The sequence below is a fragment of the Arenimonas malthae CC-JY-1 genome, assembly GCF_000747075.1.
Lineage (GTDB): Bacteria > Pseudomonadota > Gammaproteobacteria > Xanthomonadales > Xanthomonadaceae > Arenimonas > Arenimonas malthae.
Window position 1 is genome coordinate 1 of the sequence record NZ_AVCH01000025.1, and the last position, 9,846, is coordinate 9,846.

General features: G+C 73.9%; 12 protein-coding genes and 1 pseudogene. 7 read left to right on the plus strand and 6 right to left on the minus strand.

Features of this window, described 5'->3' with window-relative positions; translation table 11 throughout:
* A partial coding sequence (locus N790_RS02445; RefSeq protein WP_043800268.1) for a DUF4880 domain-containing protein occupies positions 1–230 on the minus strand: 230 nt, incomplete at its 3' end.
* Positions 208–801, minus strand: coding sequence for an RNA polymerase sigma factor (locus N790_RS02450; protein ID WP_043800275.1), 594 nt, complete (start codon positions 799–801; stop codon positions 208–210). The genes N790_RS02445 and N790_RS02450, both read right to left, overlap by 23 nt.
* 228 nt (positions 802–1,029) lie before the next feature.
* Here N790_RS02450 and N790_RS16660 point away from each other — a divergent pair.
* The 7 genes and pseudogenes from N790_RS16660 to deoD all read left to right on the plus strand — a co-directional run.
* A pseudogene (locus N790_RS16660) lies at positions 1,030–1,593 on the plus strand (cyanophycinase); the annotation flags it as partial.
* 249 nt (positions 1,594–1,842) lie between these two features.
* A complete protein-coding gene (locus tag N790_RS16665) occupies positions 1,843–2,814 on the plus strand; it encodes an isoaspartyl peptidase/L-asparaginase family protein (protein ID WP_245593729.1) in 972 nt (323 codons plus the stop codon).
* A gap of 56 nt (positions 2,815–2,870) precedes the next feature.
* A complete protein-coding gene (locus N790_RS15075) occupies positions 2,871–3,377 on the plus strand; it encodes a DUF3293 domain-containing protein (protein WP_052385618.1) in 507 nt (168 codons plus the stop codon).
* A 45-nt stretch (positions 3,378–3,422) separates the two neighbouring features.
* A complete protein-coding gene (gene deoC, locus N790_RS02465; RefSeq protein ID WP_043800270.1) occupies positions 3,423–4,175 on the plus strand; it encodes a deoxyribose-phosphate aldolase in 753 nt (250 codons plus the stop codon).
* A 1-nt stretch (position 4,176) separates the two neighbouring features.
* Complete coding sequence (deoA, locus tag N790_RS02470) at positions 4,177–5,526, plus strand: thymidine phosphorylase (protein WP_043800271.1); 1,350 nt, start codon at positions 4,177–4,179, stop codon at positions 5,524–5,526.
* Entirely contained in the window at positions 5,523–6,737 is a 1,215-nt protein-coding gene (locus N790_RS02475) for a phosphopentomutase (protein ID WP_043800272.1), read from the plus strand. Before deoA ends, N790_RS02475 begins: the two co-directional genes overlap by 4 nt.
* A gap of 7 nt (positions 6,738–6,744) precedes the next feature.
* On the plus strand, positions 6,745–7,470 hold the full coding sequence (gene deoD, locus N790_RS02480; protein ID WP_043800273.1) for a purine-nucleoside phosphorylase: 726 nt from the start codon (positions 6,745–6,747) through the stop codon (positions 7,468–7,470).
* Between the two features lie 9 nt (positions 7,471–7,479).
* Here deoD and N790_RS02485 read toward each other — a convergent pair whose 3' ends face one another.
* The 4 genes from N790_RS02485 to N790_RS16255 form a co-directional block, all read right to left on the minus strand.
* A complete protein-coding gene (locus N790_RS02485; protein ID WP_043800278.1) occupies positions 7,480–7,899 on the minus strand; it encodes a cytidine deaminase in 420 nt (139 codons plus the stop codon).
* Between the two features lie 103 nt (positions 7,900–8,002).
* Positions 8,003–9,100: a glycerophosphodiester phosphodiesterase family protein gene (locus N790_RS02490; RefSeq protein ID WP_425388017.1), complete on the minus strand. Its 1,098-nt coding sequence runs from the start codon at positions 9,098–9,100 to the stop codon at positions 8,003–8,005.
* Positions 9,097–9,597: a Rossmann-fold NAD(P)-binding domain-containing protein gene (locus N790_RS02495; RefSeq protein WP_052385620.1), complete on the minus strand. Its 501-nt coding sequence runs from the start codon at positions 9,595–9,597 to the stop codon at positions 9,097–9,099. Before N790_RS02495 ends, N790_RS02490 begins: the two co-directional genes overlap by 4 nt.
* A partial coding sequence (locus tag N790_RS16255) for a Rossmann-fold NAD(P)-binding domain-containing protein (RefSeq protein ID WP_211251935.1) occupies positions 9,534–9,846 on the minus strand: 313 nt, incomplete at its 5' end. The genes N790_RS16255 and N790_RS02495, both read right to left, overlap by 64 nt.

The window sequence follows — 9,846 nt, forward strand, 5'->3', positions numbered from 1 at the left end:
GCCAGTTCCACCACGCCGGCGCCGGGCACCAGGGCCTGCGCAGGCGCCAGGGCCTTCAGCCGCGCCGCCTGTTCCCAGGCCGCCTGCACGCGCAGGAAGGCCACGCGGTGCGCGGTGTCGGCCTGCAGCCAGGCCTGCAGCTCAGCTTCCTGCTGCGCCGTCCAGCGCGCGCCCACGCGGCGCGCCAGCCATTCGGCGGCGAGGCGGTCAGTCTGCGTGCTGGCGTTCATGGCGTTTCTCCCGTCGGGCCACGGCCGGCGCGGGCGGCGCCAGGTCCAGGCCGTCGCCGGTGCCACCGTGGAAACCGTCGGCCATCAGGCGCATGCCCTTGGCCAGGTGTTTCTCCACTGTCTTTTCGCTGATGCCCAGGCGCGCAGCCACCTGCTTCTGAGAGAGCTCTTCCACCCGCCGCAGCCACACCACCTCGCGGCAGCGGGCAGGCAGGCGGTCGAAGGCGTCCGACAGCCGCCGCAGCACCTGGCGGGCGCCGCACCAGTGTTCCGGCGACAGCCCGTCCACCATCAAGACGTTCAAGGCCTCGAAATCACCCATCGTCTCGATCGAAACCACCCGGCTGCGGCGCACCCGGTCGGCCAGCAGGTGCCGGGCGGTGGCGAACAGGAAGGCCTTGGGCTGCTCGGGCAGGGCCTTGCCGGCGGCCTCGTACACGCGCACGTAGATTTCCTGGCGCAGGTCGGCCACTTCGTCGCGGTGCGGCCAGAAGCGGCGGAGGAAGTGCATCAGCGCCGCCTCGTGGGCGAGGATTTCGCGGACGAACCATTCGTCTTGGCTGGCAGACATGGCCGACACCATAGCCGAAGGCGCGGGGTGGGGATATTGGTCCTCCGTTCGTCATGGCAGGGACAACCAAAATTCGGGGAGCGCGGCATGGCAGGCAGGGGCAAGTGGCTGTGGACTTTGGGCTTGGCCCTGCTGGCGCCGCTGGCGTGGGCGGCCGACTACGACCACTACCAGCTCGGCGACCCGGACGCGCCCACCCCGGGCAAGGTCACCCCCGGCCTTCTGCTGATGGGCGGCGGCGACCGCAACTTCGATTCCCTGCGCTGGTTCTTCGAGCGCGCCGGCGGCGGCCACATCGTGGTGCTGCGTGCGTCGCTGGCCAATGAAGTGGCCGAGGAGTTCTTCCACGAAGTCGGCGGCATCGCCTCGGTGGAAACCTACGTCTTCAGCAACCGCGAATCCTCCAGCGACCCGGCCCTGCTGCGCAGCCTGGCGCGTGCCGACGGCATCTTCATCGCCGGCGGCGACCAGTCGCGCTACGTGCGCTACTGGCGCGGCACGCCGGTGGCGGCAGCCCTGCAAAAGCACGTGATGGACGGCAAGCCGCTCGGCGGGACCAGCGCCGGCCTGGCCATGCTGGGCGAATACCTTTACGGCGCCATGGACGGCGGCAGCCAGGTGAGCCCGCTGGCGCTGGCCGACCCGCTGGGCGCCGGCAACACCATCGAAACCGGTTTCCTGCAGCTGCCGCTGCTGCACGGCGTGCTCACCGACACCCACTTCCGCGAGCGCAACCGCCTGGGCCGCCTGGTGGCCTTCGTGGCGAAGGCCGAGGCCATGGCCGGCCCCGGGCGCCGCATCATTGGCCTCGGCGTGGACGAAGACGCCGCGCTGGCGCTGGAAGGCGACGGCACCGCGCGCGTGTACGCCACCGCGCCGGGCGCCGGCGCCACGGTGGTGCCGGGCGGCTTCCCGCGCACGCAGCAGGAAGACCTGCCGATGCAGCTGCCGGCCTTCGAAGTGATTGGCGCGGATGCCGGCTCGGTGCTGCACCTGCCCGAAGGCCGGGTGGAGAAGCCCGCGTTCCGCCACCGCTACGCCGTGCGCGACGGCGTGCTGGTGGCGCTGGACCAGCCGCTGCTGGTGATCCACGGCGGCGCCGGCGTGGAGCGCGCCAGCCTGGACGCGAAGGAAGAAGCCGCGGCCCGCGCCGCGCTCGAACAGGCCCTGCGCGCCGGCCACGCCGCGCTCATGGCCGGCCAGCCGGCGCTCGACGCCGTCACCGCCGCCATCACCGTGCTCGAGGACGCGCCGCAGTTCAACGCCGGCCGCGGCGCGGTGTTCACCCACGACGGGCGCAATGAACTCGACGCCTCGCTGATGGACGGCGCCAGCGGCCAGGCCGGCGCGGTGGCGGGCGTTCGCCGCGTGCGCAACCCGATCACGCTGGCGCGCGCGGTGATGGAAAAATCGAAGCACGTGATGATGGTCGGCGACGGCGCCGAAACCTTCGCCGCCGAACAGGGCATCGAACTCGTGGATCCGTCCTGGTTCCGCACCGAGAAGCGCTGGCAGCAGCTGCAGAAGGCGCTGGCGGAAGAGGCGAACGCGCGGGCCGCCGTGGTGCTTCCGGGCAAGGCCTACTTCGGCACCGTCGGCGCGCTGGCGCTGGACGCGCAGGGCCGCCTGGCCGCGGGCACCTCCACCGGCGGCATGACCAACAAGCGCTACGGCCGCGTCGGTGATTCGCCGGTCATCGGCGCCGGCACCTGGGCCGACGAGCGCTGCGCCTTCTCGGGCACCGGCTGGGGCGAGTACTACATCCGCGCCGCGGCGGCCCACGACGTGTGCGCGCGCATGAAGTACAGCGGCGTCGGCGTGCGCCGCGCGGCCGAGGCGGTCATCAACGAAACCATCCCGGCCAGGGGTGGCGACGGCGGCGCCATTGCGCTGTCGGCCGACGGCGAAGTGGCGTTCCCCTTCAACACCGAAGGCATGTACCGCGGCTGGATCGGCGCCGACGGCGTGCCGCACGTGGCCGTGTTCGCGGGTGAAACGCTGGCGGAGCCCTGAGCATGGGGCTGGCGCGCAGCGCCTTCGACCGACGCGCGCGGCGGCATACTACGGGCATGAAGAAGCGCCCCTCGCCCCCGCCCGCCGCCATGATGGCCGCCTTCGCCGACGCGGTTTACCGCGTGTACGACGGCGATTCGAAGATCGAACTGCGCATCGGCCAGGCCAACCCGGCCATGGCCGCGCTGCTGGCGCGCCACGGCGTGGCGCAGGGTGGCCTGGTCACGGGCGAGAATCCCTTCGGCCAGGCGCAGTCGCCGGAAGCCAACGCCGCCGCGAACGCCGCGCTGGCCGCGGCCATCGATGCGCTGGGCCTGGTTCGCCTGCCTTCCGACGGCGGCAGCGAAGACGAGAGCTGGAACGAACCGGGCTTCCTGGTGCTCGGCGGCGAAGGCGACCCCGTGGACATGCTGGCCCGCGCCTACCGCCAGGCGGCCTGGGTGCGCATCGACGAGCAGGGCCGCCCGCACCTGGCGCCCTGCCATTACTGGCGCGCCGGCGAAGGCCCCGAACCCTGCTGGCCGGCCGGCCTGTTCGACGACGAGACCCCGCGCCCCACCTGATTTCGGTCAAGGCCGGCGCCGCGGCCCGGCCGCAGACTGCCGGGCATGGACACGCCCGCCCCGCTCCGCCGCCTGCTCGCCTGCCTCGACCTGACGCGCCTGGGCGACGCCGACACGCCCGCCGATATCGCCGCGCTCTGCGACCTGGCCGCCCGCCTGCCGGTCGCGCCCGCTGCGCTGTGCGTGCACCCGGAGATGATCACCAGCGCCCGCGACGGCCTGCTGCGCCGCGGCCTGGCCGGCGTGGCCATCGCCACCGTGGTGAACTTCCCCGACGGCGCCGCCGACCCGGCGCGCTGCCGCCGGGAAATCCAGCGCGCGCGCGGCGCCGGCGCCCAGGAAATCGACGCCGTCCTGCCCTGGCGTGCCCTGCTCGACGACGACCCCGACGCCGTGGTCGCCTGCCTCATGGCCGTGCGCGAGGCCAGCGGCCCGCTGCCGGTGAAGGTCATCCTCGAGAGCGGCGAGCTGGGCAGCGCCACGCGCATCCGCGAGGCCTCGCTGCTGGCCATCCACGCCGGCGCCGATTTCATCAAGACCTCCACCGGCAAGGCGCGCGTGCATGCCACGCCGGAAGCGGCCGAAGTGATGCTGCAGGCCATCGCCGACACCGGCGGGCGCTGCGGCTTCAAGGCCGCCGGCGGCATCCGCACGCCGGAAGAAGCCGCGCAGTACGTCGCCATCGCCGCGCGCCTGCTCGGCCCGCTGTGGGTCACGCCCACGCGTTTCCGCATCGGCGCCAGCAGCCTGGCCGAAGCGGTGCTCGCGCAGCTCTCGCCCAAGCCGCCGGAGGCCTGACATGGCCCTCGCCGCGCCCTCGCCGCAGGCCGTGCTGCGCCGCAAGCGCGACGGCCACGCGCTGGCCGCATCGGAGCTGCAGGGTTTCATCGCCGGCATCGCCGACGGCCGGCTCAGCGACGGCCAGCTCGGCGCCTTCGCCATGGCCGTGTGCCTGCGCGGCATGGACCGCGACGAAACCGTGGCGCTCACCCTGGCCATGCGCGACAGCGGCCGGCGCCTGGACTGGCGCGCCGCGGGAATCACCGGCCCGGTGCTCGACAAACACTCCACCGGCGGCGTGGGCGACTGCACGAGTCTGCTGGTGGCGCCCGTCCTGGCGGCCTGCGGCGCGCACGTGCCGATGATTTCCGGCCGCGGCCTGGGCCACACCGGCGGCACGCTCGACAAGCTCGAGTCCATCCCCGGCTACCGCAGCACGCTTTCGCCCGACGCGCTGGTGGCCGCGGTGCGCGAGGCCGGGCTGGCCATCGTCGGCGCCAGCGCCGAACTCGCGCCCGCCGACCGCCGCCTCTACGCGGTGCGCGACGTGACCGCCACGGTGGACGCGATCCCGCTCATCACCGCCTCCATCCTGTCGAAGAAGCTCGCCGCCGGCCTGGACGCGCTGGTGCTGGACGTGAAGTGTGGCAACGGCGCCAGCCTGCCCGGACCCGCGCAGGCCCGCGCCCTCGCGCGTGAGCTGGTGGAGGTCGCCAACGCCGCCGGCCTGCCCACGCAGGCCCTGGTCACCGACATGTCGCAGCCGCTGGCACCCGCCGCCGGCAATGCGCTGGAAGTGCGCGTGGCCCTGGCCTGCCTGCGCGGCGAAGCGGTGGCGCCGCGCCTGGTGGAACTGAGCCTGCACCTGGCCGCCACCGCGCTGTGGCAGGGCGGCCTGGCGCCGGATCTCGATGCCGCGTACGCGCAGGCGCAGGCCGCACTCGCCAGCGGCGCCGCGGCCGAACGTTTCTCGCGGATGGTGGCCGTGCTGGGCGGGCCCGCCGACCTGCTCGAAGCACCCGACCGGCATTTCCCGCCCGCGCCCTGCATCGCTTCGCTCGCTGCGCCGGCGGACGGCTGGCTGGCCGGCTTCGACACCCGCGCGCTCGGCGAAGCGGTGGTGGACCTGGGCGGCGGCCGGCGCCAGCCCGACGACCGCATCGATGCACGCGTCGGCCTCGACGCCATCCTTCCCCTCGGCACGCGCGTACGGGGCGGCCAGCCGCTGCTGCGCGTGCATGCCGCCGACGAAGGCGCGCTGGCGGCCACGCTCGAACGCCTGCGCGCGGCGGTGACGATCCAGCCGCAGGCACCGGCGCCCTCGCCGCTGGTGATCGAACGCGTCGGCGCGGGGGTCGCCAGCGCATGAGCCGCGTCATGCTGCTGGTGCTCGATTCGCTCGGCGTGGGCGCGCTGCCCGACGCCGCCGACTACGGCGATGCCGGCGCCGACACGCTGGGCCATATCGCCGGGTGGTGCGCGCGGCCGGCGTCGGAAGGGGGCCGCGGCCGCCCGCTGTCGCTGCCGAACCTGGTGGCCCTGGGCCTGGGCGAAGCGGCGCGCTGCGCCACGGGGCGGACGCCGCCGGGCCTGTCGGGCCCCGTCGCCTGGAACGCCGTGCACGGCGGCGCGCGCGAGCAATCGCGCGGCAAGGACACCGTGTCCGGCCACTGGGAACTGTGCGGCCTGCCCGTGCCCTGGGACTGGGGCCTGTTCCCGCGCCACGAAGAGACGCTGTCGCCGGAAGAACTTGCGCGCCTCGCCGCGGCCTGCGGCGTGCCGGGTTTCCTCGGCAACCGCCACGCGTCCGGCACGCAGGTGATCCAGGACCTGGGCGCCGAACACCTGCGCACCGGCCTGCCCATCCTGTATTTCTCCGCGGATTCGGTGATCCAGATCGCGGCGCACGAAGAACGCTTCGGCCTCGGACGTTTGCTCCAGGCCTGCGAAGGCGCGCGCCGGCTCGCGGACGACTGGCGCATCGGCCGCGTCATCGCGCGACCCTTCCTGGGTTCGCCGGACGAGGGCTTCCAGCGCACGCCGAACCGCCGCGACTACGCCGTGCCGCCGCCCGCGCCCACCCTGCTCGACCACCTGCGCGACGCCGGTGGCGAGGTGGTGGCCGTGGGCAAGATCGGCGACATCTTCGCCGGCCGCGGCATCACCCGCGCGGTCAAGGCGCATGGGCTGGACGGGCTGGTGGAGGCCACGCTCGCTGCCTTCGCCAGCGCGCGCGATCCGTCGCTGGTATTCACCAACCTCGTCGATTTCGACCAGGAATTCGGCCACCGCCGCGACGTGGCCGGATACGCCGGCGCGCTCGAACACTTCGACCAGCAGCTGCCGCGCCTGCGCGACGCGCTCGGCACCGGCGACCTGCTGGTGCTCACCGCCGACCACGGCAACGACCCCACCTGGCCCGGCAGCGACCACACCCGCGAGCACGTGCCGCTGCTGGCCTGGGGCCCCGGCCTGCGCGGCGCCGACGCCGGCGTGCGCGACAGCTTCGCCGACCTGGGCCAGTCGCTCGCGCGCTGGCTCCGCCTGCCACCGCTGGCCCACGGCACGGCCGCCTTCTGAGGACACCATGAGCCTGCACATCAACGCCGCCCCCGGCGATTTCGCCCCCACCGTGCTGCTGCCCGGCGACCCGCTGCGCGCCCGCCACATCGCCCAGGCCTATCTTTCCGACGCGCGCGAAGTCAGCAACACCCGCGGCATGTTCGGCTTCACCGGCCAGTGGCAGGGCCAGCGCCTGTCGGTGATGGGCAGCGGCATGGGCATTCCTTCGTGCGTGCTCTACGCCACCGAGCTGGTGCGCCAGCACGGCGTGCGCCGGCTGCTGCGGGTGGGCACCTGCGGCGCGGTGAAACCCGGCCTGCGCCTGGGCGACCTGGTGCTGGCCCTGGGCGCCAGCACCGATTCGCGCGTGAACCGGCAGCGCTTCGGCGGCCACGACTTCGCCGCCGTGGCTTCGTGGCCGATGCTGCGCACGCTGGCCGACACCGCCGCGGCCGCGGGCCTGCCGCTGCATGCCGGCAACATCTTCTCCAGCGACCTGTTCTACCACCCCGACCGCGCGCTCACCTCGCTGCTGGCCGACATGGGCCTGCTGGGCATCGAAATGGAGGCCGCCGGCCTGTTCGGCGTGGCCGCGGCGGAAGGCGTGCACGCCGCCGCGCTTCTCACCGTGTCCGACCACCTGCTGGAACACACCGCCATGGACCCGGCCGAACGCGAACAAGGGCTGGGCCGCATGATCCGCCTGGCGCTCGACGCCGCGGCGGCAATGGAAGCAAACGCCGCGGACTGAGCCGCGGGCTCAGCCCGGCGGCAGTTCGAAGGCTTCCGGCAGCAGCGCGCCGATGGCGTGCCAGGCCGACGTGCCGTCGCCGGTGCGCCAGCCCACCTGGGCCTCGCGGCCGAATTCGTGGATCAGCTGGCGGCAGGCGCCGCAGGGGGGGATGGCGCGCAGCTGCCCGCTGGCGTCGCGCGCGGCGATGGCCACCGCCACGATTTCCATGCCCGGCCCTTCGGCCAGCACCGCCGCGGCGATGGCGTGGCGCTCGGCGCAGCCACCGAGCGGGAAAGCCGCGCTTTCGACATTGCAGCCGGCGTGCAGGTCGCCGCCGCGGGTCAGCACCACCGCGCCCACGCCCAGCCCCGACCACGGCGCATGCGCCTGCGCCAGGCTGTGTTCGGCCATGGAAACCAGCACCTCGCGTTCCCGGGGATCGTGCATGTCGGCACACCGCATCGGCGCCGGATCGGCGCCTGCCCAGCATCAGGCCAGGGCCCGGTCCGCGGAAATGACGTGGGTCAAGCAGGCAGGGGCAGGGGCAGCCTCAGCGGCCGTCCACGGCGGCGCGGCCCAGGGCCGGGTCGTCGGTGAAGAAGGCGTCCAGTCCGGCCGCGAGGTAGCTGCGGATTTCGCGCACCGAGCCGGCCTCGTTGCGGGCGGCGGGACCGGCGTCGTCCCGGAAGCGCGGCTCGAGGAAATGGTTTTCGGGGCGGAAGGTGTAAGCCACGACCTGCAGCCCGGCGGCGTGCGCGGCGTCCACGAGCGCGCTGCGCCCGCCGTCGCCCCGTGGCTGCAGCTGCAGCATGGCGTAAGGCGGGCCGAGGGCGTCGGCGTAGTCCGCCACGTCGCGCAGGCCATCGGGCGACACCAGCTGCGCGTAGGGCACGGGTTTGCCGGCGGCCACCGTGTCGTAAGGCGCTGCGTCGGGCGCGCCCACCAGCTGCAGCAGGCGGATATTCCCCCCACGCGGCACCGCGGCGCGCAGCGCGCGCAGGTTGGCGGTTTCGAAGGACTGGATGAGCACCGGCGCGCGCCGCGTGTAGGCGTGCGCGGCCAGCGCGCCCAGCAGCGGCTGCTCCATCGCCAGGCCCCGCGCGGCGAAATACGTCGGGTGTTTGATTTCCGGCACCAGGCCGACCACCCGTCCGCGCTGTTCGGATTCGGCCGCCACCAGCGCCAGGATCTCGTCGAAGGTGGGTACCTCGAAGCGGCCATCGTTCGCGGTGGAGCGCAGCTGCGGCAGGCGTTCGCGCGCGCGCAGGGTTTTCAGCTCGGCCAGGCTGAAGTCCTCGGTGAACCAGCCTTCCACCCATTCGCCGTCCACCTGCCTGCGCGCCTTGCGGTCCGCGAACTCCGGGCGGGTCGCCACGTCGGTGGTGCCGGAGATTTCGTTCTCGTGGCGCGCCACCAGCACGCCGTCGCGGGTCATCACCAGGTCGGGCTCGACGGCGTCGGCGCCGTCGGCAATCGCACGCGCGTACGCCGCCAGCGTGTGTTCGGGCAGCCAGGCGCTGGCGCCGCGGTGGGCGATGACCTGCATCTCAAACGGTTCGGGCATGGCCCCGGCCTCGGCGCGCGGCAGCGATTGGCATGCGGCCAACCCTAGCGCGGCGAGCGCGGCGATGGCGAGGCGCGGGCTCATCCGCCCAGCGCCTGCGCCGCCCGCGCCTGCAGCCTCGCCACCAGCGCTTCGGGCGAAGCGCCGCCGCGGGTGAAGGCGAAGGCGTGTTCGGCGTCGAGCCGGCGGTCGAGCCAGATGCCTTCTTCCGACGCCAGCCGCGGCCGCGTGGTGGCCAGCCACAGCGCGGTGTCGGCGCCTTCTTCCGCGCTGCGCAGCACCGGCCTGAAGAAGCGCCGGAAGCCCGGCAGCGCGCTGCGCACGCCGTCGGTGTCCACCCAGCCCGGGTGCATCACCCAGGCGCGCGGGGCGGTTTCGCCCAGGCTGTTCCAGTAGTGCGTGAGCGCGACCTGCGCGCGCTTGTGCTGGGCGTAGGCGAGGAAGCCGTCGTGGCCGGCGGCGTCCGTGGCTTCCAGCGCGTCCGGGTCGAGCGCGGCGCCGTACATGCCACCCGAGCTCATCGAGACGATGGCCGAGCGCGGGCCCAGCGCGCCGCCGCGGCGCAGCGCGACGTCGAGCACCCAGTGGCCCAGGCGAAACCGCGCTCCACGCCTTCGGGCGTGCGGATGAATTCGTGGCACATCAGGCCCACGTTGTGCACCAGCACGTCCACCGGGCCGGCGGCGGCGATGGCCGCGCCGGCGCGCCGCACGTCCTGCATCAGGGAAAGATCCACCACCACCGGCGTGATGCGGCCGCGGTCGAGCGCACCGCCGGCCAGCGCCTCGAGCTTGCGGCCGTCGCGCGCCAGCGCCAGCACCCGCGCGCCG

Bases quoted from the DNA above. Each gene is read 5' to 3' on its own strand.
- N790_RS02450 (WP_043800275.1), bottom strand. From the start codon at position 801: ATGTCTGCCAGCCAAGACGAATGGTTCGTCCGCGAAATCCTCGCCCAC.
- N790_RS15075 (WP_052385618.1), top strand. From the start codon at position 2,871: ATGAAGAAGCGCCCCTCGCCCCCGCCCGCCGCCATGATGGCCGCCTTC.
- deoC (WP_043800270.1), top strand. From the start codon at position 3,423: ATGGACACGCCCGCCCCGCTCCGCCGCCTGCTCGCCTGCCTCGACCTG.
- deoA (WP_043800271.1), top strand. From the start codon at position 4,177: ATGGCCCTCGCCGCGCCCTCGCCGCAGGCCGTGCTGCGCCGCAAGCGC.
- N790_RS02475 (WP_043800272.1), top strand. From the start codon at position 5,523: ATGAGCCGCGTCATGCTGCTGGTGCTCGATTCGCTCGGCGTGGGCGCG.
- deoD (WP_043800273.1), top strand. From the start codon at position 6,745: ATGAGCCTGCACATCAACGCCGCCCCCGGCGATTTCGCCCCCACCGTG.
- N790_RS02485 (WP_043800278.1), bottom strand. From the start codon at position 7,899: ATGCACGATCCCCGGGAACGCGAGGTGCTGGTTTCCATGGCCGAACAC.
- N790_RS02490 (WP_425388017.1), bottom strand. From the start codon at position 9,100: ATGAGCCCGCGCCTCGCCATCGCCGCGCTCGCCGCGCTAGGGTTGGCC.